Raw genomic sequence first — 26,574 nt, forward strand, 5'->3', positions numbered from 1 at the left:
GCCCTTTTTTATTGCTCGCATGGAACCTTTTGCGGACTTGCATCTTGCACGCAGATTTACGCGGCAGGTTGCAAATTGCACGACAGGGGGTTGTTGGGATTTGGTTTAAGTCATTGATTTATAAGGGAACAAGCGAAGCGGAAAACCTGGCACAGGCCGTGCAACTACCTTCATACCTGCCGCCAGGACTAACGGCGCAGACCTTTCGAATAAACAGGAGTGACCCACATGAAGAAGTTCGCCATTGCTGCCGCTACTGCTACCGCTCTGACCCTGACCATGGCTAATGCGGCCTTCGCACAGCAGTCCACCCAGGCCCCAATGACGCTCGCGGCAGGTGAGATGACCCAAGCCAAGGAAGCTACTTCCGATACCTGGATCACCACCAAGGTCAAATCCGACCTGCTGACCGAGAAGGGCATTCCGGGCTCTGACATCAAGGTAGAGACCAACAAAGGTGTGGTATCGCTGTCGTCGACCACCGCTGTGACCGAATCGCAGAAAGAGATGGCCGTAGCCATCACCAAGAAAATCAAAGGCGTGAAAGCCGTTTCGGCTGATGGCCTGAAAGCAGAATAAGGATTGTCCCGTAGGCCAAACGGAGTTGGCCACTTATACACAAAGCCCCGGCCCAGGCCGGGGCTTTTCATTGGGGCTCAGAATACCGGGTTGCGGGCAACTACCTCGCTTTCGAGGCATTCCTGATCGGCGATCAGTGGCTCCACCAGCGGGCGGCTGTCGCGAAAATGCGCTGTGCGGGTATGCGCCTCGTAGGCCTCGTCATCCTGGTAGATCTCATAGAGGTAGATCACGTCAGGATCTGCGCGGTCCTGGGAGACATCGAACACCAGGCAGCCCGGCTCGGTAGCGACGGAAGCGGCGGCATTGACCTGGATGGCGCTCAGGAATTGTTCGGCGCAACCCGGTTTGACGCGCGTTTTGATGAACAGACTGTACACAAGGCTTTCCTTTTGTTTTACATTCGTTAATGAATTGTATACAAAAATGGAGTCGCGCCAATGTCCGAATTACCTGCTCGCCCTGGTCGCCTGAACGGCCTTCGCCACATTGCCTTGCTGGTGCCCAACCTGGAGGAGTGTGAGCGCTTCTATGTCGACGTGTTGGGGATGGAAGTGCTGAACAGGGCCAACGAGGACTTGGTCTACCTGACCTGCGGCAACGACAACCTGTCGCTGGGGCGTGGGGCAGGGGCTGCGAATGGCCTGCAGACGCTGGATCACTATGGGTTTATCGTCGACAGCGTCGAGGAGCTGGAAGCCTGGTATCAGTACTTCAAGGCTCATGGCGTGACCTTGCTGGACAGGCCGTTCAACCATGGGGATGGTGCGCGCAGCTTCCACCTGCTCGACCCAGCGGGGAACAAGGTGCAGCCCCTTTATCACCCGGCGGTGTCGGGGCAGCGGTTGGGTTGAGCCTGTACCGGCCCTTAGCGGCTGAAGCCGCTCCTACAGGCCAGCGGAGTACCTGTAGGAGCAGCTTCAGCCGCGAGAGGCCGGACCTGCAAACGGAGATTACTCGGCATCCAGATGCATCGGGGTAATCACCCGGCCATCTTTCTCGGCCTGCCCCAGCGTGGTATCGATGAAGTACACCCGATCGTCCTCCAGCTTGCCCTTGTCGACCAGGTAGTCCTTGATGCTGCTGGCTCGCTCCTGGCCCAAGGTACGCAGCAGTGGGGCGCTTTCGGCCCATGACTTGATCACGGCATCGCGCAGCTTGGTGGTGCGCTCTTCGCGGCCCAGTTGCTCCCACTCTGCCGGGGGCTGTTGCTTCAGGCGGGTACGGTAGATACCTTCGAGCATGGCCGGTTTGTCGCTGTCGTCGACCACCAGCATCGAGGCATTGGCCGGCACCTTGTCGCCACGCCGTTGCAGGATCTTGTACCAGGTAGCCTGGTATTCGCGCTCCAGGCGCTGTTGGGCGATCAGCGGGCCATCGCTGCTCTGCGCGCTGGTGCCTTCGATCTCCAGGCGCAGCTCTGGGCGCTCCTTGAGTGCCGAGGCGAGTTTGTCAAGCGCCGACTGGGCATCGCCCGAGAGCTCGCTGGAGCCTGGGGCGAACGAGACGTTGCCGAGGTCTTGCGAGCCGCCACCGGCAATCAGCCCGCCGATGAACTTGAACGGTGCCTGGGCCGCACGCAGCACCAGGTTGCGCAGGGTCTGCCAGACGATCGGCATCACGCTGAACTGAGGGTTGTTGAGGTCGCCGGTCACCGGCAGCTCGATCGAGATCTTGCCTTCGGTGTCCTTCAGCAGTGCGACTGCCAGACGAATCGGCAGGTCGACCGCGTCCGGGCTGTCGACCTTTTCACCCAGCTGGAGCTGCTCGACCACGACCTTGTTTTCAGCCTTCAGCTGGCCATTGGTGATCAAGTAGTGCAGGTCGAGATTGAGGCGCCCCTTGCGGATGCGGAACCCGGCGAACTTGCCGGAGTAGGGCGTCAGGGTGGTCAGCTCGACGCGTTTGAAGCTGGTGGCGATATCCAGGCTGGCCATGGGGTTGAACGGGTTCAGCGCACCTTTGATGGTCACCGGTGCATACCGGTCGACCTTGCCCTTGATATCCACTTTGGCCGGCGCCGGCTTGCGGTTGTCGATGGTGCCGACCTGGCCATTGAGCTGCTGTACGGCCGTGGCGAAGTTGGGCGTCAGGGTAAGGTCGGCGAAGTTGGCCGAACCGTCGTTGATGCTGATCTGGCCGATGCGGATACCCAGCGGCTTGCTGTTGGTGGCGCTGGCCGGCTTGGCCTGGCGGGGTGCAGGTGCGTCGGCAGGCTGCGGAATCAGCAGGTCATCGACGTTGGTGGTGCGGTCTTCGTTGATGATGAAGCGGGCATAGGGCTGCAACAGGGTCACCTTGTCGATCGACAGGGCATCGCCATGCACGTAGGCCAGGCCGTCCACATTCACCTGCTGCCATTTGACGAAGTCCCGGTCCTTGATGGTGTCGAGGGTATGCAGCTGATTGACCTGCGCCTTGCCGGCCACGGTGAAGGCCAGTGGTTCGGTGCTTTTCAGGTCGACCTTGAGGTCGCTGGCGAGCATGCCGCTGCGCAGCTCAAGGCGGATGAACGGGCTGATATAGGCCTGGGCGACACGCAGGTCGATGTCGCGCGTGCTGACATCGAGCTTGGCGGTGACCGGCGCCAGGTTCACCTCGCCGGTGGCCTTTAGCTTGCCCTGCTTGCCGATACCCGTGTCGAGCTTGAGGGTGAAGGGGGACTTGTTGAGGCTGTCGAAGCCTTGCATGTCCAGGTTCAACGGGCCGACGTCCAGCGCTACCGGTTCTTTCTGGCTACGGTCGGCCAGATGAACCTGGTAGTTGCGCAGTTGCACGTCCTTGAGCAGTACCTGCCAGGGTTTGCTCGGCTCCTTCGCAGCTTTCTCTTCGGGGGTGGGCTCGGCCGCTGCCGGTGCCTCTTTTTCTTTCGTCGTGGCCTTGGCCGGCTGGCTGGCAAAGAGCTTCTGCCAGTCGAGCTGGCCGTCCTGCTCCAGCGCGGCCCACGTCTCCAGTTTTTCGCTGCGGACCTTGCCGACGGTCACCAGTTGCTTGGCCAGATCGATGGAGGTTTCACTGACTTGCAAACTGGCCAGGCGAGCCAGGGGGCGCCCATCAGGGGCCTTGATGGCAAATGGGGCGACGTGCAGGGACGTGTTGTCGAGCAGCAGTTCGGTGGTCTTGGACAGGTTGAGTTTGTAATGGGTATCGAGGTTGAGCACGCCGTCTTCCAGCACCAGCGGCACGGCATCGCGCACATACGGCCAGAACAGCTTCATCTGGCCATCGGTGATTTTCAGCGTACCTTCCGAGGCGATCGGTGCCAGGCCCAGGGTGCCGCTCCAGTCGATGCGGCCACCGTTCGGGCCCCGCGCCACCAGGGTCATGTCGGCATTGTCGTCGGGCAACGTGCTGAGGTTTTTCAGCTCCAGGTTCATGTCGTCGTAGAGGAACTCGATCGGCTCGCTCGGGCGCTGGTCCTCGAAGTGCAGGTAACCACCGCTGAGCTTGATGCTGCCGATGCGCAGCGGGAATGGATCACTGGGCGGCTGGTCGGGCTTGGCTTCGCTGGCCGGCAGCTTGAACAACTGGGTCAGGTTGAGCGTACCGTCCTTGGCGAACAGCACTTCGTTGCGGGGTTTGTCGAGCTCCACGGCCTGCAGGCGCAGGGCGCCACTCCACAGGCTGTCCAGCGCAAGGTTGGCGTACAAGCGTTCGAAGCCGACCTGCTCCTTGCCCGGCTCGCCGATCTGCAAGCCCCACAGCGTGAGTTCCAGGCTGAACGGGTTGAGTTCGATGCGTTGCAGGTGCGCCGGCACGGTGGCGTATTGCGCCAGCTGCTGGTTGGCGATGCGCAAGGCGACACCCGGAACGATTAGGAAGCCAAGCAGGCTGTAGAGGGCCACGAGAGCCAGCAGTGCGCCAAGGGCGCGAGTCAATCCTTTGTACATGTGTCGCTTCGTCTGTCTAAGCCGGAGTGCTTGGAGTATGGCAGGTTAAATCGGTTCCGCTGATGCGCTCATTCGCCCTCACTCGATGCCCATGCGGCGCTTGGCCCGGTGCGCCGAACCGTCACGCATGGCCCAGCGCAATACTGGAGCGGTACGTTTGAGCCCCAGGCGGATCATGCGCTGTTGCAGCGGCCCCTGATGCAGGCCGAGCATGGTCTGCGCCCAGCCGGGCAACAGGTCGATGCCGGCGTGCAGCATCAGCTTGCCTACCGGCTCTGCCAGCCGGCTCGGGGCCGGCGCTGCGAGCAGGATCCTCACCACCTCCAGGCTGCGTGCGTCGCATTGCAGCGCTGGGCGCATGTGCTGCAGGTAGTCCTCGACCTGCTGGCAGGAGCGCGGTACATCGCGAGCACCCAGGCGCTCGGCAATCAGGGCGATCTCATGGTAGTAGGCATCCTGGTCGGCGCGCGACAGGCCTGGGTCACGATAACGCAGGTGGGCTGCCAGGAAGCTGCTGACTTCGGCCACGTGTACCCAGGTCAGCAAGTCGGGGTCGCTGGCAGCATACGGGCGGCCATCGAGGGCTGTTCCGGTCACCTGCAGATGGATGGTGCGCACTTTTTCGATCAGCCACTCGGCGTCGCGGGTCGAGCCGAATGTGGTGCCGGAAATGAACTGGCTGGTACGCCGCAGCCGGCCGAGCAGGTCCTGGCGAAAGTTGGAGTGGTCCCATACCCCTGCGAGCGCCAGCGGGTGCAGGACCTGCAGCATCAGGGCGCTGATGCCGCCCACCAACATGCTGGGAAAGTCGCCATGTACACGCCAACTGATACTGTGCGGGCCAAACAGGCCAGGGTCCCCTTTGGGGGATTCCAGGTCGAGCTGGCCGAGGGCCAGCCCGGTGAGGCTCATGACCTGGGTTTCGATGCGGCGGCGTAGGGCTTCCATGGCGACCTGTCGTTCAGGGCGGCCATGAACAGGTGCCGCCGGCTATTGATTGAGGCGTGTGTCGATCAACCCCTGTACCACGCTCGGGTCGGCCAGGGTCGAGGTATCGCCCAGGCTGTCGAGCTCGTTGCAGGCGATCTTGCGCAGTATACGCCGCATGATCTTGCCGGAGCGGGTCTTGGGCAAGGCCGGGGCCCACTGGATCAGTTCGGGTTTGGCGAAACTGCCGATCTCTTTGCTGACCAGCGCCAGGAGTTCGGCCTTGAGCGCATCGTCCGGCGTCACGCCGTTCATCGTGGTGACGAACGCGTACACGCCCTGGCCCTTGAGGTCATGCGGGTAACCGACCACGGCCGCTTCAGCGACGCTGTCGTGCAGCACCAGCGCGCTTTCCACTTCAGCGGTGCCGATGCGGTGGCCGGAGACGTTGATCACATCATCGATGCGGCCGGTGATCCAGTAATCGCCATCGGCGTCACGGCGGGCGCCGTCGCCGGTGAAGTAGTAGCCGGGCATGGGTTTGAAGTAGGTGTCGACCATGCGCTGGTGGTCACCATAAACGCTGCGGATCTGCCCCGGCCAACTGGCCTTGATCGCCAGCAGGCCCGCACCGGGGCCTTCAATGAGCTGGCCTTTTTCATCCAGCAGCACGGGCTGCACGCCGAACATGGGCTGGGTCGCGCAGCCGGGCTTGAGCGTTTGCGTGCCGGGCAGCGGGGTGAGCATGATGCCGCCGGTTTCGGTCTGCCACCAGGTGTCGACGATGGGGCAGCGTTTTTGCCCGACTTCTTCGAAGTACCATTCCCAGGCCTCCGGGTTGATCGGCTCGCCGACGCTGCCGAGCAGGCGCAGGCTCTTGCGTGAGGTGCCTTGCAGTGGCCCGGAGCCCTCGCGCATCAGCGCGCGCAGTGCGGTGGGGGCGGTGTAGAAGATATTGACCTGATGTTTGTCCACCACCTGCCAGAACCGCGAGGTATCCGGGTAGTTGGGCACGCCCTCGAACATCAGTGAGATCGCGCCATTGGCCAGCGGGCCATAGACGATATAGCTGTGGCCGGTCACCCAGCCCACGTCGGCGGTGCACCAGAACACTTCGCCCTCGCGGTAGTCGAACACCACCTTGAAGGTCAGGGTGGCCTGCAGCAGGTAGCCGGCGGTGGTGTGCAGCACGCCTTTGGGCTTGCCGGTGCTGCCGGAGGTATAGAGGATGAACAGCGGGTCTTCGGCCTCCATCGGTTCAGGCGGGCAGTCGTCACCGGCTTTTTCGGTGGCCTGGTCGTACCACAGGTCACGACCTTCGCTCCAGGCTACATCGCTACCGGTGCGGCGCACCACGAACACGCTGCTGACGTCCGGGCAACTGGCCAGGGCCTTGTCGACGTTCTGCTTGAGCGGGATGCGCTTGCCGCCGCGGATACCTTCATCGGCGGTGATGACGGTGCGGCAGTCGGCGTCGAGGATACGATCGCGCAAGGCATCCGGGGAGAACCCGCCAAACACCACCGAGTGGATGGCGCCGATGCGTGTGCAAGCGAGCATGGCGTAGGCGGCTTCAGGGATCATCGGCATGTAGATGCATACCCGGTCGCCTTTCTTCACACCGCGTGCCTTGAGTGCATTGGCCAAGCGACAGACCTGCCGGTGTAGCTCGCGGTAGGTGATGGGCTTGGAATCATTCGGGTCATCGCCTTCCCACAGCAGGGCAGTCTGCTCACCACGCTGGGCCAGGTGGCGGTCGATGCAGTTGTAGCTGACGTTGAGCTGGGCACCGTCGAACCAGCGGGCCTTGCCGGTTGTGAGGTCGCATTGCTGCACGCTGGACCACGGCTTTATCCAGTCCAGGCGCTTGGCCTGTTCGGCCCAGAAAGTGTCAGGGGCGTCCACCGACTCGCGATAGAGGCGGCGGTACTGTTCGCTGGAGAGGGCGGCGGACTGGCTGACGGCCAGGGCCTCGGGGTAGTCGCGGATATCGAACATGGCAGGGGGTCCTTTGCGCTTGTGGGGGCGATGGACTGCAACGGCTATTCGATTGGACAGTGTAGCTGCAAGCGCTGTTCAACCCGTGCCGACGCCCTCGCCAGTTGCTGGCGAAGGCGTCGGGGGCGGTCAGCCGCGGTGACGGCCGCGGAAGTAGTTGATCAGGCCTTGGGTAGAGCCGTCTTCGGCGCTGTCTTCCAGGCTACCGACGATGCGCTGGTAGACACCTTTGCCCAGCTCCTTGCCCAGCTCCACACCCCATTGGTCGAAGGCATTGATACCCCAGATGACGCTCTGCACGAAGACCTTGTGCTCGTACATCGCCACCAGCGCGCCAAGGCGCCGTGGGCTGATGCGCTCGACCACCAGGGTGTTGCTCGGGCGGTTGCCCGGGATCACCTTGTGCGGCGCGAGCTTTTCGATATCGGCTTCGTTCAGGCCCTTCTGGCGCAATTCGGCCTCGGCCTCTTCGCGGGTCTTGCCCAGCATCAGCGCCTGGCTCTGCGACAGGCAGTTGGCGTACAGCCACTGGTGGTGGTCGGCCACCGGGTTGAAGCTCACCACCGGGACGATGAAGTCCGCCGGGATCAGCTGGGTGCCCTGATGCAGCAACTGGTGGTAGGCATGCTGGCCGTTGCAGCCAACGCCACCCCAGATCACCGGGCCAGTGTCGGTCTTCACCGGTGTGCCGTCGGTCATCACGCTCTTGCCGTTGGACTCCATGTCCAATTGCTGCAGGTGCTTGGTGATGTTGCGCAGGTAATGGTCGTACGGCAGGATCGCGTGGCTGCGAGCACCCCAGAAGTTGCCATACCAGACGCCAAGCAGGGCCAGCAGCACCGGCATGTTCTTGTCGAACGGCGCGGTCTGGAAGTGCTGGTCCATGGTGTAGGCGCCAGACAGCAGTTCCTTGAAGTTGGCGGTACCGATGGCCAGGGCAATCGGCAGGCCGATGGCCGACCACAGCGAATAACGCCCGCCAACCCAGTCCCACATCGGGAAGATGTTTTCTTCGCGGATGCCGAAGGCCACTGCGGCGGCCTTGTTGCTGGAAACCGCGATGAAGTGGCGATAAAGCTCGGCTTCCGAACCTCCCTGGGCCAGGTACCAGGTACGCGCGGCCATGGCGTTCTTGAGCGTTTCAAGGGTGTTGAACGACTTGGACGAAACGATGAACAGGGTGGTTTCAGCGCGCAGGCTGGCCGACAGCTCATGGAATTCGCTGCCGTCGATGTTCGCCAGGTAATGGCAGCGTACGCCACGCTGGGCGTAGGGCAGCAGGGCTTCGGACACCAGTTCCGGGCCGAGGAACGAGCCGCCGATGCCGATGTTGACCACGTCGGTAATAGGCTTTTCGCTGTAACCACGCCACAGGCCGTCGTGAATACGCCCCACCAGCTCGGTGATCTGGTTGAGCACCTTGTGCACTTCGGGCATCACGTTGATACCGTTCACGCTCAGCTTGTCACCCACCGGGCGGCGCAGCGCGGTGTGCAGCACGGGCCTGCCTTCCGAGGCGTTGATGATCTCACCGCTGAACATCGACTTGATCGCATCCTGCAGGCCGACTTGTTCGGCCAGGTTCACCAGCAGGTCGCGGGTTTCGTCGTTGATCAGGTTTTTCGAATAGTCCAGGAACAGGCCGCAGCTGCTCAGCGAGAACTGGTCGAAGCGCTTGGCGTCGGCGGCAAAGGCTTCGCGCATGCTGAAACCTTGCATGGCGTCGCGGTGCTGCTGAAGGGCCTGCCAGGCGGGCAGGGCCGTAACATCGTGGGGTGTACGGTAATACGCCATTGCGCAGAGTTCCTTAATGCGTGGTGGTGCTTGGACAGGGCAGTGGTTGCCGGGTTCAGGCTGGCCATCATTATAGGCAATGGTTTGAAGCAGGGAATGGGGCGGGGAGGGGATTTTGGGGGCCGCGAAAGCAGCCCCTGACCGTCACGCGGTCGTTTCGTCCAGATGCAGGTACAGGTTGTCGATCAACCGGGTGTTACCGAGGTAGGCGGCAACCAGAATGACCAGGTCACGGTCATCGAGCATGGCCGGGCGCAGGTGCAGCGCATGGCGCACTTCCAGGTAGTCCGGGCGCAGCCCGGCTGCTGTCAGTTGAGCCTGCCCTTCGGCAACCAGTGCGGCAAAATCGCGCTGGCCACGCTTGATGGCCTCGCCAATCTGCTGCAGCGTACGGTACACGACCGGTGCGGTGGCGCGCTGTTCAGCAGTCAGGTAACCGTTGCGCGACGACAGTGCCAGGCCGTCATCGGCGCGCACGGTTGGCTCGCCGATGATCTGGATCGGCATGTTCAGGTCCCGCACCATGGCGCGGATCACTGCCAATTGCTGGTAGTCCTTTTCACCGAAGACGGCGAGGTCAGGCTGCACCATGTTGAACAGCTTGCTGACCACGGTCGCCACGCCCTCGAAATGGCCTGGGCGGCTGGCGCCGCACAGGCCTTCGGAAAGGGCTGGCACGCTGACGCGGGTCTGCACGGCCATGCCGTCGGGGTACATTTCCTCGACAGTGGGTGCGAACAACAGGTTGCAGCCGGCCTGAAGCAGGCGCTCCTGGTCGGCAGCGAGGGTGCGCGGGTACTTGTCGAGGTCTTCGTTGGCGCCGAACTGCAGCGGGTTGACGAAGATGCTGGCGACGACGAAGTCGGCGCGCTGGGCTGCTTTTGTCACCAGCGCGGCGTGGCCGCTGTGCAGGTTGCCCATGGTCGGTACGAAAGCGATACGCTTGCCTTCACCGCGGGCGCGCGCGACGGCGGCGCGCAGTTCACGAACGGTCTTGACTGTGTTCATGCGCTGAATCCGTGCTCACTCGCTGGGAAACTGACGCCTTTGACGGCCTTCACGTAGGCCGCGAGGGCGCTGGCGATGTCTGGCTGGCCGGCCATGAAGTTCTTCACGAACTTCGGTACCCGGCCGCTGAGCGACAGGCCAAGCATGTCGTGCAGTACCAATACCTGGCCATCGGTGGCGCTGCCGGCGCCAATGCCGATTACCGGGATGCCCACCGCCTGGGTGATTTCGGCCGCCAGCTCGCTGGGCACACACTCCAGCAGCAGCATGGCCGCACCGGCCTGTTCCAGTGCGATGGCATCGGCACGCATCTGACGGGCCTGTGCTTCCTGGCGCCCTTGTACCTTGTAACCGCCCAGCACGTTGACGGTTTGTGGGGTCAGGCCCATGTGCGCGCACACTGGCACGCCTCGCTCGGCCAGCAGGCGAATGGTTTCGCCTAGCCAGGCGGCGCCTTCCAGCTTGATCATGTGGGCGCCGGCCTGCATCAGTGTGGCGCAGTTGGCAAACGCCTGCTCGGGCGTGGCGTGGGCCATGAACGGCAGGTCCGCGAGAATCAGCGCGCCATCGTTGCCGCGTTTGACGCAGGCAGTGTGGTAGGCCATTTCCGCAGTGGTGACGGGCAGCGTGCTGTCATGGCCTTGCAGGACCATGCCCAGCGAGTCGCCCACCAGCAACACTTCGACACCGGCCTGGCTGGCGGCCTTGGCGAAGGTCGCGTCGTAGCAGGTCAGCATGGTGATCTTTTCACCCTTGGCCTTGAGGCCGTGAAGGGTGGTCAGGGTTACTTCAGGCATGTAGGAAATCCTCGTTCAGGCGCTGTGAAAAACGACTGCGAACAACGCGTGTAGTCATCTTCCGGAGCGGCACATCATCGCGTGTGATGTTCGGGCACAGGTCCGTCCGGGCCTAAATACGGGTACGCGGCACTTTGGTGCCACACGGGACGCCTATAGTCGTGAGCGAGGTGGGGGAAGTCAATCACCCTGTTACCGCATTGTTACTAACAGGGTGTTACTGGCGTTACCTTCGGCTGGAAGCCCCGTATTACAGGCGTTCCAGGCCGACGAATGGGCAGGCTGCGAGCAGCTGCGCCAGGGGGCGGCCATCTGCCAGGTGGAAGTCGTCTGCCACCAGCTCAGCCAGCGGGTACAGCACGAAAGGGCGTGCGTGCATGTGGTAGTGCGGCACCTGCAGGCGCGGCACATCGATGACTTGGTCACCGAACAGCAGAATATCCAGGTCGAGCGTGCGCGGGCCCCAGCGTTCCTTGCGCACGCGGCCTTGGCCATTCTCGATGGCTTGCAGGGCGTCGAGCAGGGCCAGGGGTTCGAGCTGGGTGTCCAGTGCCGCGACGGCGTTGGTGTAACGCGGTTGGCCAGGCAGCAGCGAGTCGCTGGTGTACAAGGCCGAGGCAGCCGCCAGGCGGGTGCCGTCGACCTGATCCAGCGCCTGCAGCGCGCTGTTCAGTTGCTCGGCGGGTGCATCCAGGTTGCTGCCCAGGCCGATGTAGGCGCGAGTGATCACTCGAACGCCTCTTCGCCGCCTCGTTTGCGCTTGCTGCTGCTGCGTTTGCGCTTGCGCGGGCCAGCACCGGTGCCTTCATCACGGCTGCCAAGCTCGCGGATCATCTCGCGGCGCTGGCTTTCGTTGGCATCCTGGTAGTCGGTCCACCACTGGCCGAGGTCATCGGTTTCTTCGCCAGCACTTTCGCGCAGCAACAGGAAGTCGTAGCCGGCGCGGAAGCGCGGGTTGTCGAGCAGCATGTCGGCGCGTTTGCCGCTGCGGCGCGGCAGGCGCTCCTGCATGTCCCAGATTTCGCGGATTGGCAGGGTGAAACGCTTCGGAATGGCGATGCGCGCGCACTGCTCGGCGATCAGGTCGTGAGCTGCACCGTTCATTGCCGGGATCGGCGGCACGCCTTGGTTCTGCAGGTGCAGCACACGGCTTGGCAGGGCTGGCCACAGCAGCGCGGCGAACAGGAAGGCCGGGGTCACCGGCTTGCCTTGCTTGACGCGCAGGTCGGTATTGTTCAGCGCCTGGCTGATCAGGGTGTGGGTGTAGGTCGGGCGTTCGTCCAAGGCCTGTGCACTGGCAGGGAACAACGGTTCGAACAGCTCCAGGTCGACCAGCATCTCGAAGGCCATGGCGCCCTGGCCGCTGAGGAACAGCTTGAGGCATTCCTCGAACAGCCGCGCTGGCGGGATTTCGCGCAGCAACGGGGCCAGGCCGCGGATCGGCTGGAAGGTGTGCTTCTCGATACCGAAGTCGAGTTTGGCCGCGAACCGCACGGCGCGCAGCATGCGCACCGGGTCTTCCTGGTAGCGGTGGGTCGGGTCGCCGATCAGGCGCAACAGGCGGTTGCGGATGTCGTGCACGCCGTTGGCGTAATCGAGAATGCGCTCGCTGACCGGGTCGTAGTACAGGGCATTGATGGTGAAGTCGCGGCGTTGCGCGTCCTCTTCCAGGCTGCCGTACACGTTGTCACGCAGGATGCGACCACTGGCATTGTGCGACGAACGGTGGCTGTCGCCCTGGTCGTCGTCAGAGTGGTGGGCGCGGAAGGTGGCGACTTCGATGATCTCGCGGCCGAAATGCACGTGGACCAGCTTGAAGCGGCGGCCAATGATGCGGGCATTGCGGAACTCGGCACGGACCTGTTCGGGGGTGGCGCTGGTGGCGACGTCGAAGTCCTTGGGCGTGATGCCCAGGAGCAGGTCGCGGACGCAGCCACCGACCAGGTAGGCCTGATAGCCCGCGCTCTGCAGGCGCTCGACGATGTTCACCGCATGGCGGCTGAACTGGTGGCGCTGCAGCGAATGTTGGCTCTTGTTGATCACCTCAGGCGTGGTGCGCTTGTGGTGCTGGCCCGCTACGGGAGGGCGGAAAGACTGGAACAGCTTCTTCAGCATGGGATGCACTGTGTGAAGGAATGTTCGGCCAAGAATAGGAGAATGGCCGCATGATGGGCGGGGATTCTAGCATTTACTCGGGGAATGGTGTAGGCGGTAGCAGGGTGGTCTGCCAGAAGGGAGAAACGACAAGGGGAGCCTAAGCTCCCCAAGAAGTCGTTGCGTGCTCTTATTGTTTTTTTGCCGGGCTTCTTGTTTTTGTTGAGTGCCCTGCCCACAAATCTCAAAGCTTGTGGACGACCCCCAATCCAGGGGTTAAGAGCAAACGGATTGCTTTGGCCGCTGATGTCACGTTGACCTTTCGATCCAACCAGTTCAGGCGCTGCTTTTTAGTGCAGTTTTTGTTGTTCTCTGCCTGGTCGTGGGGCAAGCCCCAAACACGCATCCTCTCCAAAAGAATCAGTTAGCTGCGCCTCCGCCGTCTTGTTTTTATTGTGCGTGAGCCGTTTCGTCTTGTTCTTATTCTGAGTTGCAGTGCTTGTTATTGTTCTTGTACTAAGGATATAGCAGATGGCGTGCCAACTTTGCGAAACCCAATGAAATCAGGGGTTCGAGCGGATTTGGCGAAAACGGGACGGTGGAAATCCGAAGGATTTCGTTACCGTATGCCTCGGGACTGTTACGTCGGGGAAGGGTGGGTAACAGATTTTTGCGGGAACTGATGTGTTACCGGGGAAGCGTGATGCCCCGCAGGCATCGTCGGGTAACGGCGACGCCTGCGGGGCCACAGATGAATCACTCGCTCGTGGCGTTGCTCTTGCGCCGTGGGATGCCCAGGCGCTGGCGGCGCTCCCACAGGCATTTGCGGCTGACACCCAGTTTGCGGGCCAGCTCGGTTTCGGTCATGTGGTCCTGGTGCTCGAGCACGAAGTGCTGGAAGTAATCTTCAAGCGACAGGTCCTCGGTCGGCTCATGGCTGGCGTTATTGGCACCGGCGCCAGCCGCGATCAGGGCGGTGTCGAGCAGGTCGTCATCGTCGAGGTCGCCCAGTTCGATATCGATGCCCAGCAGCTCGGCGGAAATCTCTGCGCTCTCGCTCAGAATCACCGCACGCTCCACTGCGTTCTCCAGTTCGCGCACGTTACCAGGCCAGCTGTAATGACGAATGGCTTGCTCCGCCTCGGCCGAGAAGTGCAGATCGTCACGGCCGATGCGTGCGCTCTGGCGGGCGAGGAAGGCACTGGCGATCTCGTTGACGTCACTGCCACGCTCGCGCAGGGCTGGCAACTTCAGGGCGATCACATGCAGGCGGTAATAAAGGTCTTCGCGGAACTGCCCAGCTTTGGCCAGGTTCTTCAGGTCACGGTGGGTCGCGGCAATCAGGCGCACATCGACCTTTTGCGACTGTACCGAACCGACCCGGCGAATCTCGCCTTCCTGCAGCACCCGTAGCAGACGGGCCTGGGCTTCCAGTGGCAGTTCGCCGATTTCGTCGAGGAACAGCGTGCCGCCGTCCGCGGCCTCCACCAGGCCTGCCCGCCCGGCGCTGGCGCCGGTGAACGCGCCTTTTTCGTGGCCGAACAGCTCCGACTCGATCAGGGTTTCGGGAATGGCCGCGCAGTTCACCGAGATCATCGGTGCCTTGGCGCGCCGCGACAGGTTGTGCAGGGCGCGGGCGACCAGCTCTTTACCGGTGCCGGACTCACCCTGGATCAGCACATTGGAGTCGGTAGGCGCCACCTTGCGGATCTTGCTGTACATGTCCTGCATGGGGGGGCACGAACCGATGATGCCGATCTCGCCATTGGCCGACGCCGGGCTTGCTTTTTCAGCAGGCGCGGCCTTGCCGTTGCCACGGGCCTCGGCAACCGGGGCTGGCGCCGGAGCGTTCTGCCGGTCGCGCAGAATGCGCGCGACCGCCTGAAGCATCTCGTCGTGGTCGAAAGGCTTGGCGATATAGTCCACCGCGCCCATTTTCATCGAGTCCACCGCCGAGCGCAGGCTGGCGTAACTGGTCATGATCAGCACTGGAGTGCCCTGGCCGAGCTTGATCAGCTCGGTGCCTGGCGCGCCGGGCAGGCGCAGGTCACTGACGATCAGGTCGAAGGTCGCAATGCTGAAGCGTTCCTGGGCTTCCTGCACCGAGCCGGCTTCGCTGACCTGGTACTGGTTCCGCTCGAGCAGACGACGCAAGGCCGAGCGGATGATGGTTTCGTCTTCGACGATCAGAATGTGCGGCATTGATTCAATTCTCTCGACGGTCTCGAATTTCAGGGGACGTCGCTACGACATGCCGGGGCAGGGTCACGCGGATCCGTGTGCCACGTTGCCGTTCGATGTCGGCAGGGCTGTCGATGGTGATTTGCCCATAATGCTCTTCCACGATGGAATAGACCAGAGCGAGCCCCAGTCCGGTTCCTTCGCCTGGGTCCTTGGTGGTGAAGAAGGGTTCGAACAGGCGGTCCATGATGCTTTTCGGAATACCGCTGCCCTCGTCTTCGACGATCAGGTCGACGGTGTGCTCGCTGACATCGCTGCGTACGCGCACGGCGCTGCCGGGCGGCGAGGCATCGCGGGCGTTGGAGAGCAGGTTGATCAATACCTGGGCCAGGCGCTGCGGGTCCCCCTCGGCCCAATGGTCGGGGTCGCAGAGGTTGAAGAACTGTACTTCGAAATTGCGCCGGTTCAACGCCAGCAGACCGATGGCATCCTGCGCCACTTCGGCCAGGCATACCGGCTCTTCGCTGTTCTGGTGGCTGCCGCCAGCGTGGGCGAAGCTCATCAGCGACTGGACGATGCGCGAAACCCGTTTGGTCTGTTCGAGGATCTGGCTCGACAGCTCGGTGATCTCGCCATCGCCTTCGCGCTCTTCGCGCAGGTTCTGCGCCAGGCAGGCAATGCCGGTGATCGGGTTGCCGATCTCGTGGGCCACCCCTGCGGCCAGGCGGCCAATGCTGGCCAGGCGTTCGGAGTGCACCAGTTTGTCTTCGAGGGCCTGGGTTTCGGTAAGGTCTTCGACCAGCAGCACCAGGCCGCTGTTGCCCGGCGCCAGCGGTTCGTCGATGGCCGCCTTGTGCAGGTTCAGCCAGCGCGGTTGGCCATCCAGTGCCAGGCGTTGCTTGTGCAAGTGCTCGTCGGGCACATCGATGAAGCCCTGCAGCAAGCCGCGCCAAGGCTCACCGATGGTCACCAGGCGTGAGCCGACCACGTGCTTGGCGGCGATGCCGGTCAACTCTTCCATGGCCTTGTTCCACATCAGGATTTCCTGGTCCTTGGCCAGCGAGCAGACGCCCATGGGCAGCTCCTGCAGGGTCTGGCGGTGGTAGCGGCGCAGGGCATCGAGCTCGGCAGCCAGGCCCGTGAGGCGCGAGTGGTAGTCTTCCAGGCGGCTTTCGATGAAGTGGATGTCTTCGGTCACGTAATTTTCGTTACCGGACTTGTACGGCAGGAAGGTCTCGACCATGTCCTGCGCGACACTTGGGCCCATCAGGCCCGAGAGGTTGGCCTCGATGCGGTCGCGCAGGCGGCGCAAGGCGTACGGGCGACGCTCGTCGAACGGCAGGTACAGGTCACGCAGCGCCTGTTCCACCTCCTTCTGTGCGGCCTTGGCGCCCAATGGCTTGGCCAGCTGGGTGGCGAACTCCTGCGGCGAGGCGGCATGCAGTTCGCGGCGCTGTGGGCGGCGCACGTTGTCCACGGCGCACGCCTCAGCGGCGCTGACTTCTTCGCTGCTGGCATTGGTGAACAACGAAATCAGTGTGAACAACAGCACGTTGGCGGCCAGCGAGGCGATCGCCGCCATGTGCCAACTGGTGTCGTCCAGCACATAGATCATGTCCAGCAGCGGAATATAGAAGCCCTGCAGGTTGCCCAACAGCGGCAGCAGCATGGTCACCATCCACACCAGCATCCCGGCCAGCAGGCCGGCGATGAAGCCGCGGCGGTTTGCGGTGGGCCAGTACAGTACCGACAGCACGCCAGGCAGGAATTGCAGGGTGGCGACGAAGGCGACGATACCCAGGTTGGCCAGGCTCTGGTGGTTGTTCTGGGTCAGGTAGAACATGAAGCCGGCGGTGATGATGGCGACGATCAGTGCGCGGCGGGTCCATTTCAACCAGCGGTAGATGTTGCCTTCGGCCGGTGGCTGGTACAGCGGCAGTACCAGATGGTTGAGCGCCATGCCGGACAGCGCCAGGGTGGTGACGATGATCAGCCCGCTGGCAGCCGACAGCCCCCCAACGTAGGCCAGCAATGCCAAGGCCTCGTTGTTGGCGGCGATGCCCAGCCCCAGGGTGAAGTACTCGGGGTTGGTGCTGGCGCCCAGCCGCAGGCCGGCCCAGAGCACCAGTGGCACGGCCAGGCTCATCAGCAGCAGGAATAGCGGCAGGCCCCAACTGGCGCTGACCAGCGAGCGTGGGTTGAGGTTTTCGGTAAAGGCCATGTGGTACATGTGCGGCATGACGATGGCCGAGGCGAAGAACACCAGCAACAGGGTGCGCCAAGGGCCCTCCTGCAACGGGGTGTGCAGCGCCGCCAGGGCGGTCTGGTTCTGCAGCAGCCACACTTCCAGCCCGTGGGGGCCGCCGAACACCCCGTACAGGGCGTACAGGCCAACGCCGCCGAGGGACACCAGCTTGATCACCGACTCGAAGGCGATGGCGAACACCAGGCCTTCATGCTTCTCGCGCGTGGCGATGTGGCGTGAGCCGAAGAAGATAGTGAACAGGATGATCAGCGTACAGAAGGCGAAGGCCACCCGGGCCTTGACCGGTTCGCCGGTGAGGATGCTGATCGAGTCGGCCACCGCTTGAATCTGCAGGGCCAGCAAGGGCAGCACGCCGATCAGCATGAAGATGGTGGTCAGTGCGCCGGCCCAGGTACTGCGGAAGCGGAAGGCCAGCAGGTCGGCGAGTGACGACAGCTGGTAGGTGCGGGTGATCTTGAGAATCGGGTAGAGCAATACCGGCGCCAGCAGGAAGGCCCCCGACACCCCCAGGTAACAGGCAAGGAAGCCGTAGCCATATTGATAGGCCAGGCCCACCGAGCCGTAGAAGGCCCAGGCGCTGGCGTAGACGCCGAGCGACAGGGTGTAGGTCAGCGGGTGGCGAATGATCGAGCGGGGGATCAGCCCGCGCTCGCTGATCCAGGCCACGCCGAACAGCACCATCAGGTACGCGGCGCTGATCAGGATCATCTGGGTCAGGCTAAAGCTCATCGGCATCTCGTTGGCTCTGCAGGATGAAGGTGACGACGATCAGGATCAGCCAGAGCAGGTAGGGGCGGTACCAGGCTCCGGTCGGTTCGATCCACCAGTCCATGATGGCCGGGGAGAACAGGTAGATCCCCACGACCAGAAGCAGGACCAAACGATAGATGTACATGCTGGCCTCGATGGTTGGGCGCTGCGGGCTTGGACTTATTATTGGTGCAAATGGCGGGGCCGATGCTAGCGGGAATCGACAGGGTTAGCCAAGGGTTTGAAATTATTGGGCTTTTGTTTTTGTGGCGCCGCAGCCTCAAGGTACACCGCCGTAACCTGTAGGAGCGGGTTCACCCGCGATGAGGCCGGTGATACCTCAGTACAGATCAGCCTCAGGCACCGTCGTGCGTTTCGCAATCGCCTCCGGCCGCCACTTTTGCCGTGCTGTTGCCAGTACTTCAGCCGGCGTCGCCGCCAGCAGCCGAGGGTCAGTTTCCTGGCCCAATGCGCGCAACGCCCGCAACAGCAACGGCGTTGCCTGATCAACCTCAAGCGGCGGCGAACGGTACGACTTGCCCAGTTTGTGCCCATCTGGCTGGACGATCAGCGGTATGTGCAGGTACCGCGGTTGGGCGAAGCCCAGCAACTCCTGCAGGTACAGCTGGCGCGGCGTGTTGTCGAGCAGGTCGGCCCCGCGCACGATATCGGTAACACCTTGCCAGGCGTCGTCCAGTACCACTGCCAACTGGTACGCATAGAGCCCGTCACGGCGCTGGATCACGAAGTCGCCCACTTCCCGCCCCAGATGCTGTTCGTAAGCACCTTGCACGCGGTCGTTGAAGCGGTAGATCAGCTCAGGCACCCGCAGGCGGATTGCGGCGCCTTCGCGCGCATGCCCGGCGTTGCGGCAAAAACCTGGGTAGATGCCGTTGTAGCCTTCCAGCTGCTTGCGCGAACAGGTGCAGGCGTAGGCCAGGCCCATGTTGAACAGGCGGTCTACCACCTCGCCGTAAGCGTCGTGGCGCTGGCTCTGGAACACCACCTCGCCATCCCATTCCAGCCCGTAGCGTTCCAGGGTTTGCAGGATGGCATCGCGGGCACCGGGCATTTCCCGGGGCGGGTCGGTGTCTTCCATGCGCAGCAACCAGCGGCCATTGACCGCGCGGGCGTCGAGCCAGGAGGCGAGGGCGGCGACCAGCGAGCCGAAGTGCAGGAAACCGCTGGGGGTGGGGGCGAAGCGTCCGATGTAGCGCGAGTCGTTCATGGGCAGTGGTGTGTCTGAAAATGAAACGGGGCGCATGATGCGCCCCGTTCGGAGGAGAGAAGGATCAGCCTTTGCCGACTGTCTTTTCCTTTTTCTCGGCGATTTCCTTGCAGTCGAAGCACAGGTCCGCGGTGGGGCGTGCTTCCAGGCGACGCAGGCCGATCTCGATGCCACAGGAATCGCACCAGCCGTACTCTTCGTCCTGGATCTTCTGCAGGGTCTTGTCGATTTTCTTGATCAGCTTGCGCTCGCGATCGCGGTTGCGCAGCTCGAGGGCGAATTCCTCTTCCTGGCTGGCGCGGTCAGCCGGGTCGGGGAAGTTGGCCGCTTCGTCCTTCATATGCGTTACGGTCTGGTCCACGCTCGTCATCAGCTCGAGCTTCCAGGCCCCCAGAAGCTTGATGAAATGCTTGCGCATGGGCTCGCCCATGTACTCTTCGCCCTTGGTCTCTTTATAGGGCTCTACACCGTACATGGTCTGATTGGTTTTCTGCTTTTCTACGGTGGACATGAATAGACCGCCTCTTACTCATCTGATCCAATGCGCAGGATGCTCCATCTCCGGCACCCGCCGGCCCTGCGACTGCGAGCCGCCGAACTTACCAGATAGATCGGGGGTGCGCTAGCCCGCCCGATCCTACGTGTTGACAGCGCCATGCGGCGTACGTTCGGTGCCGTGCGAAGGTAGAATCACCAGTTTAGACCCAATTGAGAGAAGGTCATGGCCCACCCCTACAGTGCGCGCAGCCGCGCCATCGAACCCTTTCACGTCATGGCGTTGCTGGCACGGGCCAACGAGCTGCAGGCGGCCGGCCACGACGTGATCCACCTGGAAATCGGCGAGCCGGACTTCACCACCGCCGCACCAATCGTCGAGGCCGGCCAAGCCGCGTTGGCTGCCGGACATACCCGTTACACCGCCGCACGGGGCCTGCCGGCCTTGCGCGAGGCAATCGCCGGCTTCTATGGCCAGCGGTATGGCGTGACGGTCGACCCTGAACGTATCCTGATCACCCCGGGCGGCTCTGGTGCACTGCTGCTGGCCAGCAGCCTGCTGGTCGACCCAGGCAAGCACTGGCTGTTGGCAGACCCGGGTTACCCGTGCAACCGCCACTTCCTGCGCCTGGTCGAGGGCGGTGCGCAGCTGGTACCGGTGGGCCCTGAAGTGAACTACCAGCTGACCGCCGATCTGGTTGACCGTCACTGGGACCAGGACACCGTAGGTGCCTTGGTCGCGTCGCCTGCCAACCCGACCGGCACAGTGCTCGATCGTGACGAACTGGCGAGCCTGTCCAAGGCTACCCGTGCGCACAACGGCCACTTGGTGGTAGACGAGATCTACCACGGGCTGACCTACGGCATGGATGCGCCGAGCGTCCTCGAGGTGGACGATTCGGCCTTCGTCCTTAATAGTTTTTCCAAGTATTTCGGCATGACCGGCTGGCGCCTGGGCTGGCTGGTCGCCCCGCCTGATGCCGTAGCCGACTTGGAGAAGCTCGCGCAAAACCTCTATATCAGTGCACCGAGCATGGCCCAGTACGCGGCCCTGGCGTGTTTCCAGCCAGAAACCCTGGCGATTTTCGAAGCGCGCCGGGCCGAGTTTGCCCGCCGCCGAGACTACCTGCTTCCCGCCCTGCGCGAACTGGGTTTCCGTATTGCCGTCGAGCCGCAGGGCGCGTTCTATCTATATGCCGACATCAGCGCCTTCGGCGGCGATGCCTTCGCGTTCTGCCGGCACTTTCTGGAAACCGAACACCTGGCCTTCACGCCGGGCCTGGACTTCGGCCGCCACCTGGCCGGCCATCATGTGCGCTTTGCCTACACCCAGAGCCTGCCGCGCCTGGAGGAAGCGGTGCAGCGCATCGCCCGTGGTCTGCGGAGCTGGAAGGCCTAGATGATGTTCTTTCCTTTACTCGAACAGGGGCGCCTGCTGCGCCGCTACAAGCGGTTTCTGGCCGATATCGAACTGTCCAGCGGCGAGCAGCTGACCATCCACTGCCCCAACACCGGCTCCATGCTCAACTGCATGCGCGAAGGTGGGCAGGTATGGTTCAGCCGATCCAACGACCCCAAGCGCAAGCTGCCCGGCACCTGGGAAATCAGTGAGACGCCCCAGGGCCGGCTGGCGTGCATCAACACCGGCCGGGCCAACGCGTTGGTCGAAGAGGCGCTGCGCGCCGGGGTGATCCGCGAGCTGGCGGGCTTCACCGCGCTCAAGCGTGAAGTGGCCTACGGCGAAGAAGGTAGCCGCATCGACTTTCGCCTGGAATTTGCAGACGGGCCGGCCTACGTCGAGGTGAAAAGCGTGACCCTGGGCTACCCGGATACGGCCGTGGCGGCCTTCCCGGATGCTGTCACCCAGCGCGGTGCCAAACACCTGCGCGAGCTGGCAGCGCTGGCCCGGCAAGGTATTCGCGCTGTGCAGCTGTACTGCGTCAACCTCACCGGTATCGAGGCGGTACGGCCCGCGGAGGAAATTGATGCAGCCTATGCCAAAGCACTGCGCGCCGCAGTGGCGGATGGGGTAGAGGTGTTGGCCTACGGCGCGCGGCTGGACGCCGAGCACATCGTCATCGACCGCCCGCTACCGGTGCTGCTCATCCCTTGAGCCAGATGCCCTGGCTGTCTTCCAGGCAGTCCAGGGCCTGCAACGCTTCCCCTTCGCACGGGCCGGCCACGCATTCGCCGCTTTCGATCAGGAACAATGCGCCGTGATGGGCGCAGTGGATCAGGCTGGCGCTGTCGTCGAGAAACGCCTCCCCCTGCCAGTTCAACGGGATACCCCGGTGCGGGCAGCGGTTGCGGTATAGGTGCACCTGGCCCTGGCGACGCACGCCGAACAGTTCGCTGCCAGCTACGCTGAAGGCGCGGCTGTGGCCTTCGGCCAGTGCCGAAGAAATACAAAGGAAGTGCATTGCAGGGACGACTCTCGAAACAAAGTGATGGCTTGACGCGTCAATGCGAATAATTATCAAATTGCCTGCATTTGCTGCGCCCGGCTGTCTATGGTGCGCAGTTCCGCCGTTCGCCACAAGGCGTGTGGCTCGCCTCCAGAAGGAATCCGATGATGCGTCGTCCTGCTGCCTTGCTCGCCTTGTGCGCAGCGCTTGTTGCTTCCACCCAGGCCCTGGCCGCTGACCTGCCGCAGCGTTGGGTCAGCGCTGGCGGCGCCTTGAGCGAGTGGATCAGTGCGCTGGGCGGCGAGCCGCGCCTGGTGGGGGTGGATACCACCAGCCAGCACCCTGAGTCGTTGAAGGCGCTGCCAAGCATCGGTTATCAGCGACAATTGTCGTCCGAGGGCATTCTCAGCCTGCGCCCGGATTTGCTGGTAGGCACCGAAGAAATGGGCCCGCCCCCGGTGCTGGCACAGATCCGCAAAGCCGGTGTTCGCGTGGAATTGCTGTCCAGCAAGGCTGATCTCGCGGCCGTCGATGCCAACCTCAAACAGCTGGGGACGCTGCTGGGTGCCGAACAGAAGGCTGCGCAACTCGCTGCGGGTTATCACCAGCAGCTTGAGGCATTGCAGGTGCAGGTCAAGCAGGCCCAGGCGAGCCACAAAGCGCCGGGCGTGCTTTTGCTGGTGGGCCATGCTGGGGCCAAACCGCTGATTGCCGGGCAGGGCACTGCGGGTGACTGGCTGCTGCGCCAGGCCGGGGCGCGCAATTTGGCCGAGCACCAGGGCTACAAGAATTTCTCCAATGAGGCATTGGCCGCGCTGGACCCGGATGTGGTGGTGTTCTCTGACCGTGCTCTGGTCGGCGACCAGGCGTTGCAGGCTTTGCTCAAGGAAAACCCGGCCTTGGCTGCCTCCCGTGCGGCCCATGATAAACGCCTGGTGTCACTTGACCCGACGCTGCTGGTCGGTGGCCTGGGCCCTCGCTTGCCGATGGCGCTGCAGGATTTGGCGGCGGCCTTCTACCCAACGGCAAAGGTCAGCCTCACCCAATGAAGCAGCGAGTTCAACCGCGTACGCTGATCATCTGCCTGAGCCTGCTGTGCCTCTTGGCGGTCTGGCTATCACTTGCCCTGGGCCCGGTCAGCCTGCCCCTGTTCGATACCTTGCGCGCTGGCCTGCGGTTGCTGGGGCTGCCCATCGCGGGCGACGGCCTGCAGCAGGCGGAAATGATCCTCGGCCAGATTCGCCTGCCCCGTACATTGCTGGGGCTGGCGGTTGGCGCGGTGCTGGCGCTGTCCGGGGTGGCCATGCAGGGGCTGTTTCGCAACCCGCTGGCCGACCCCGGGCTGGTTGGGGTTTCCGCCGGGGCGGCGATGGGCGCGGCGGTGGCGATTGTTGGCGGCAGTTGGTTCGGCGGCATGCCGGAAGCGCTTGCGCCTTACCTGTTGTCGCTGTGTGCCTTTGTCGGTGGGCTTGGCGTGACCGCGTTGGTCTATCGCCTGGGCCGTCGCGACGGGCAGACCAACGTTGCCACCATGTTGCTGGCCGGGGTGGCGATGACCGCGCTGGGCGGCGCGGCGGTGGGCCTGTTTTCCTATCTGGCGGATGACGCCACATTGCGCACACTGACCTTCTGGAACCTGGGCAGCCTCAATGGTGCCAGCTACGACCGGTTATGGCCGCTGTTGCTGGTGGCCGCGGGCGTGGCGCTGTGGCTGCCGCGCCGGGCACGGGCGCTGAATGCCTTGCTGCTGGGCGAGTCCGAGGCGCGGCACCTGGGCATCGAAGTGGAGCGGCTCAAGCGCGAACTGGTGTTCTGCACCGCGCTAGGGGTGGGGGCGGCAGTAGCGGCGGCGGGGCTGATCGGCTTCATCGGCCTGGTGGTGCCGCACCTGGTGCGTTTGCTGGCCGGGCCGGACCATCGCGTAGTCCTGCCTGCATCGTTGCTGGCCGGCGGCGTGCTGATGCTCCTGGCCGACCTGGTGGCGCGCTTGGCGCTGGCACCTGCCGAACTGCCGATCGGTATCGTTACGGCGTTTATCGGTGCACCGTTTTTCCTGGTTCTGCTGATTCGGGGGCGCAACTGATGTTGCAAGTCGAAGGCCTGCACCTGCGGCGCGGGAGCAATGAAGTACTGCGTGACATCCACCTGCAGCTGCAGCCGGGGCAGGTGCTGGGCGTGCTCGGCCCCAATGGCGCCGGCAAGAGCAGCCTGCTGGGCGTGCTGTGTGGCGAACTGCTGCCTGGCCACGGGCGCGTCACCTTGCAAGGCCGGCCTTTGGCCAACTGGGCCGGGCAGGAGCGGGCCAGGCGGCTGGCGGTGTTGCCGCAGGTGTCCAGCCTGGGGTTTTCGTTCAAGGTCGAAGAAGTGGTGGGCATGGGGCGCATGCCCCATGACAGTGGCCAGCTGCGTGATGCCCAGATCGTCGAGGAAGCGCTGCGTGCCGCCGATGCCTGGCACTTGCTGGGCCGCAGTTACCTGGCGTTGTCGGGTGGTGAGCGGCAGCGTGTGCACCTGGCGCGCGTACTGGCCCAGCTATGGCCGGGCGAGGAGGGCACCACCCTGCTGCTTGACGAGCCGACCTCGATGCTCGACCCATTGCACCAGCACACCACCTTGCAGGCTGTACGCAGTTTTGCCGATCGCGGCGCCGCCGTTTTGGTGATCCTGCATGACCTGAACCTGGCGGCGCGCTACTGTGATCGTATCCTGCTGCTCGAACAGGGCCGTTGTCATGCCGTCGCAGTACCCGAGCAGGTGCTGACCCCCGAAGCGTTGAAGGCGGTATTTGGCATTGACGTGCTGGTACAGGCCCACCCGGAGCGCGGCCACCCGCTGATCATCACGCGTTAGGAGGCATTGCCGATGCGGCGTCCATTACTGTCGGGTTTGTCGCTGTGCCTGGTATTGGTGCTGGGGGGCTGTCAGGCCAGCCTGCCGGCGTTGCCCGCCTGGCAGAGCAGCGAAGGGCGTGACGACGCGGCACTGGGGCAAATCCACGATCTGGCCAGCGGCCAGGTGATTACCCCCGCACAGCTGGTGCGGCAATTGGCGGCGGTGCCGCGCGTGCTGGTGGGGGAAAAACACGACAACCCCGATCATCACGCTTTGCAACTGTGGCTGATGCGGGCACTGCAGGCCCAGCGTACGCAGGGCAGCCTGCTGCTGGAGATGCTGCAACCGGAGCAGCAGGCACGGGTGGATGCCGTCGAAGACTTGGCACAACTACCGAATGACCTGCCCAAGGCGCTGGGCTGGCAGGAGGGGTGGGACTGGCAGCTATACGGGCCAATCGTGCGTGAAGCGTTAAGCAGCCATGTGCCGCTTCTGGCCGCCAATTTGTCACTTGGCGAGATGCGCCAAGCCTATCGCCAGCCGACCGCCTTGCAAGGCGCGCAGTCCAACGCCCCCACGGTGAAGGCGGCGTTGCTCGAGCAGGTCAGGGCAGGGCACTGCAATTTACTGCCCGAAAGCCAGTTGCCGGCGATGTTGGCCGTGCAGCAACAGCGTGACCGGCGTATCGCCGAGCGGCTGCTGGCCGCGCCGGAGCCGGCGTTGTTGCTTACCGGGGCGTATCACGCCCGCAAGGATTTGGGTGTGCCGTTGCATCTGGCCGACCTGGGCGCGAAAGGGGAAAGCAAAGTGCTGCTGTTGGCCGAGGTGGGGGAGGAGGTCGAGGCGGGGATGGCGGATTATGTGTGGTACACGGCGGCGACGCCGGCGCAGGATTATTGCGCTCAGCTGCGTAGGTGAATGGGACGGCTGGGGGATGTGTCTGTCTGTTGATTGGGTGAGGGTTACCAGGGGCTCGCCACAGAAGTTAAGGCGCCTATGAGATCGAGCGCCGCCCGCGCGGCGCTTCGCGGGGCAAGCCCGCTCCCACATTTGTTGCAACGTGCCATGGCCTGTGAGGCCATAGTCGTCAGCCTTGTCAGTACGACGAAAAAGATCGGCTGGCGCTAAGGCCGCCCCGCAAGCCTTTAGTCGTGCGCCAAGGCTGACAACCATGGCCTCACTGAAACGGCACGTTGCAACAAATGTGGGAGATTCTATGGCAGCAGACAACTTCTCTGAGGAAGTAGCCACACGGCATTTTTCAATGCCTCCAGGCATGGGGCATCGCACCTGAAAAGTCCTTCGAGTGTTTGGGTGCAGCTTGGGGGCC

General features: G+C 63.4%; 23 protein-coding genes. 8 read left to right on the top strand and 15 right to left on the bottom strand.

Annotation, left to right across the window (positions count from 1 at the left end; translation table 11 throughout):
* Positions 1-228 precede the first annotated feature (228 nt).
* A complete protein-coding gene (locus ABEH27_RS20660) occupies positions 229-579 on the top strand; it encodes a BON domain-containing protein (RefSeq protein WP_346615338.1) in 351 nt (116 codons plus the stop codon).
* Between the two features lie 77 nt (positions 580-656).
* On the opposite strand, the gene ABEH27_RS20665 is transcribed toward ABEH27_RS20660, so the two are convergent.
* Positions 657-959 carry a putative quinol monooxygenase gene (locus ABEH27_RS20665; RefSeq protein WP_346615339.1) on the bottom strand — a complete coding sequence of 101 codons (303 nt, stop codon included), beginning with the start codon at positions 957-959 and terminating at the stop codon, positions 657-659.
* Positions 960-1,019: 60 nt separating this feature from the next.
* Here ABEH27_RS20665 and ABEH27_RS20670 point away from each other — a divergent pair, with 60 nt between their 5' ends.
* Positions 1,020-1,433, top strand: a complete 414-nt coding sequence (locus ABEH27_RS20670) for a VOC family protein (RefSeq protein ID WP_346615340.1) — start codon at positions 1,020-1,022, stop codon at positions 1,431-1,433.
* Between the two features lie 99 nt (positions 1,434-1,532).
* On the opposite strand, the gene ABEH27_RS20675 is transcribed toward ABEH27_RS20670, so the two are convergent.
* The 13 genes from ABEH27_RS20675 to dksA all read right to left on the bottom strand — a co-directional run bounded on the left by ABEH27_RS20675 (position 1,533) and on the right by dksA (position 20,023).
* The gene (locus ABEH27_RS20675; protein ID WP_346615341.1) at positions 1,533-4,469 is read right to left on the bottom strand and encodes a DUF748 domain-containing protein; all 2,937 of its coding nucleotides are present in this window, start codon (positions 4,467-4,469) and stop codon (positions 1,533-1,535) included.
* Positions 4,470-4,547: 78 nt separating this feature from the next.
* Entirely contained in the window at positions 4,548-5,417 is an 870-nt protein-coding gene (locus tag ABEH27_RS20680; protein WP_346615342.1) for an oxygenase MpaB family protein, read from the bottom strand.
* A 42-nt stretch (positions 5,418-5,459) separates the two neighbouring features.
* Positions 5,460-7,394 (bottom strand): acetate--CoA ligase, encoded by a 1,935-nt coding sequence (acs, locus tag ABEH27_RS20685; protein WP_346615343.1) that lies wholly within the window; start codon positions 7,392-7,394, stop codon positions 5,460-5,462.
* A gap of 129 nt (positions 7,395-7,523) precedes the next feature.
* Positions 7,524-9,188 (bottom strand): glucose-6-phosphate isomerase, encoded by a 1,665-nt coding sequence (pgi, locus tag ABEH27_RS20690; protein WP_346615344.1) that lies wholly within the window; start codon positions 9,186-9,188, stop codon positions 7,524-7,526.
* A gap of 144 nt (positions 9,189-9,332) precedes the next feature.
* A complete protein-coding gene (gene panC, locus ABEH27_RS20695; protein ID WP_346615345.1) occupies positions 9,333-10,196 on the bottom strand; it encodes a pantoate--beta-alanine ligase in 864 nt (287 codons plus the stop codon).
* On the bottom strand, positions 10,193-10,993 hold the full coding sequence (gene panB, locus ABEH27_RS20700) for a 3-methyl-2-oxobutanoate hydroxymethyltransferase (RefSeq protein WP_346615346.1): 801 nt from the start codon (positions 10,991-10,993) through the stop codon (positions 10,193-10,195). Before panB ends, panC begins: the two co-directional genes overlap by 4 nt.
* A gap of 250 nt (positions 10,994-11,243) precedes the next feature.
* Entirely contained in the window at positions 11,244-11,723 is a 480-nt protein-coding gene (gene folK / locus ABEH27_RS20705; protein ID WP_346615347.1) for a 2-amino-4-hydroxy-6-hydroxymethyldihydropteridine diphosphokinase, read from the bottom strand.
* Positions 11,720-13,108: a polynucleotide adenylyltransferase PcnB gene (locus tag ABEH27_RS20710; RefSeq protein WP_346615348.1), complete on the bottom strand. Its 1,389-nt coding sequence runs from the start codon at positions 13,106-13,108 to the stop codon at positions 11,720-11,722. The genes folK and ABEH27_RS20710 overlap by 4 nt, the downstream gene beginning before the upstream one ends.
* A gap of 735 nt (positions 13,109-13,843) precedes the next feature.
* Complete coding sequence (locus tag ABEH27_RS20715; protein WP_346615349.1) at positions 13,844-15,289, bottom strand: sigma-54 dependent transcriptional regulator; 1,446 nt, start codon at positions 15,287-15,289, stop codon at positions 13,844-13,846.
* Between the two features lie 4 nt (positions 15,290-15,293).
* Positions 15,294-18,269: an ATP-binding protein gene (locus ABEH27_RS20720; protein ID WP_346615350.1), complete on the bottom strand. Its 2,976-nt coding sequence runs from the start codon at positions 18,267-18,269 to the stop codon at positions 15,294-15,296.
* Positions 18,253-18,429 (bottom strand): hypothetical protein, encoded by a 177-nt coding sequence (locus ABEH27_RS20725; RefSeq protein ID WP_003250005.1) that lies wholly within the window; start codon positions 18,427-18,429, stop codon positions 18,253-18,255. Before ABEH27_RS20725 ends, ABEH27_RS20720 begins: the two co-directional genes overlap by 17 nt.
* Before the next feature lie 195 nt (positions 18,430-18,624).
* Positions 18,625-19,512: a tRNA glutamyl-Q(34) synthetase GluQRS gene (gene gluQRS, locus ABEH27_RS20730; protein ID WP_346615360.1), complete on the bottom strand. Its 888-nt coding sequence runs from the start codon at positions 19,510-19,512 to the stop codon at positions 18,625-18,627.
* A 64-nt stretch (positions 19,513-19,576) separates the two neighbouring features.
* Positions 19,577-20,023 (bottom strand): RNA polymerase-binding protein DksA, encoded by a 447-nt coding sequence (dksA, locus tag ABEH27_RS20735; protein WP_346615351.1) that lies wholly within the window; start codon positions 20,021-20,023, stop codon positions 19,577-19,579.
* A 210-nt stretch (positions 20,024-20,233) separates the two neighbouring features.
* On the opposite strand from dksA, the gene ABEH27_RS20740 reads away from it, so the two are divergent.
* A complete protein-coding gene (locus ABEH27_RS20740) occupies positions 20,234-21,406 on the top strand; it encodes a pyridoxal phosphate-dependent aminotransferase (protein ID WP_346615352.1) in 1,173 nt (390 codons plus the stop codon).
* Entirely contained in the window at positions 21,407-22,120 is a 714-nt protein-coding gene (gene sfsA, locus ABEH27_RS20745) for a DNA/RNA nuclease SfsA (protein ID WP_346615353.1), read from the top strand.
* Here the strand turns inward: sfsA and ABEH27_RS20750 are convergent.
* Entirely contained in the window at positions 22,110-22,427 is a 318-nt protein-coding gene (locus ABEH27_RS20750; RefSeq protein ID WP_346615354.1) for a Rieske (2Fe-2S) protein, read from the bottom strand. The genes sfsA and ABEH27_RS20750 overlap by 11 nt on opposite strands.
* Positions 22,428-22,576: 149 nt before the next feature.
* Here ABEH27_RS20750 and ABEH27_RS20755 point away from each other — a divergent pair, with 149 nt between their 5' ends.
* The 4 genes from ABEH27_RS20755 to ABEH27_RS20770 are packed head-to-tail and all read left to right on the top strand — an operon-like array spanning position 22,577 to position 26,162.
* Positions 22,577-23,461 carry an ABC transporter substrate-binding protein gene (locus tag ABEH27_RS20755; RefSeq protein ID WP_346615355.1) on the top strand — a complete coding sequence of 295 codons (885 nt, stop codon included), beginning with the start codon at positions 22,577-22,579 and terminating at the stop codon, positions 23,459-23,461.
* Positions 23,458-24,495 carry an iron ABC transporter permease gene (locus ABEH27_RS20760; protein ID WP_346615356.1) on the top strand — a complete coding sequence of 346 codons (1,038 nt, stop codon included), beginning with the start codon at positions 23,458-23,460 and terminating at the stop codon, positions 24,493-24,495. Before ABEH27_RS20755 ends, ABEH27_RS20760 begins: the two co-directional genes overlap by 4 nt.
* Positions 24,495-25,262: a heme ABC transporter ATP-binding protein gene (locus ABEH27_RS20765; protein ID WP_346615357.1), complete on the top strand. Its 768-nt coding sequence runs from the start codon at positions 24,495-24,497 to the stop codon at positions 25,260-25,262. Before ABEH27_RS20760 ends, ABEH27_RS20765 begins: the two co-directional genes overlap by 1 nt.
* A 12-nt stretch (positions 25,263-25,274) precedes the next feature.
* Positions 25,275-26,162, top strand: coding sequence for a ChaN family lipoprotein (locus tag ABEH27_RS20770; RefSeq protein ID WP_346615358.1), 888 nt, complete (start codon positions 25,275-25,277; stop codon positions 26,160-26,162).
* The last annotated feature ends 412 nt before the right edge of the window (positions 26,163-26,574 follow it).

The organism is Pseudomonas sp. P39-UII1, assembly GCF_039672635.1.
GTDB lineage: Bacteria > Pseudomonadota > Gammaproteobacteria > Pseudomonadales > Pseudomonadaceae > Aquipseudomonas.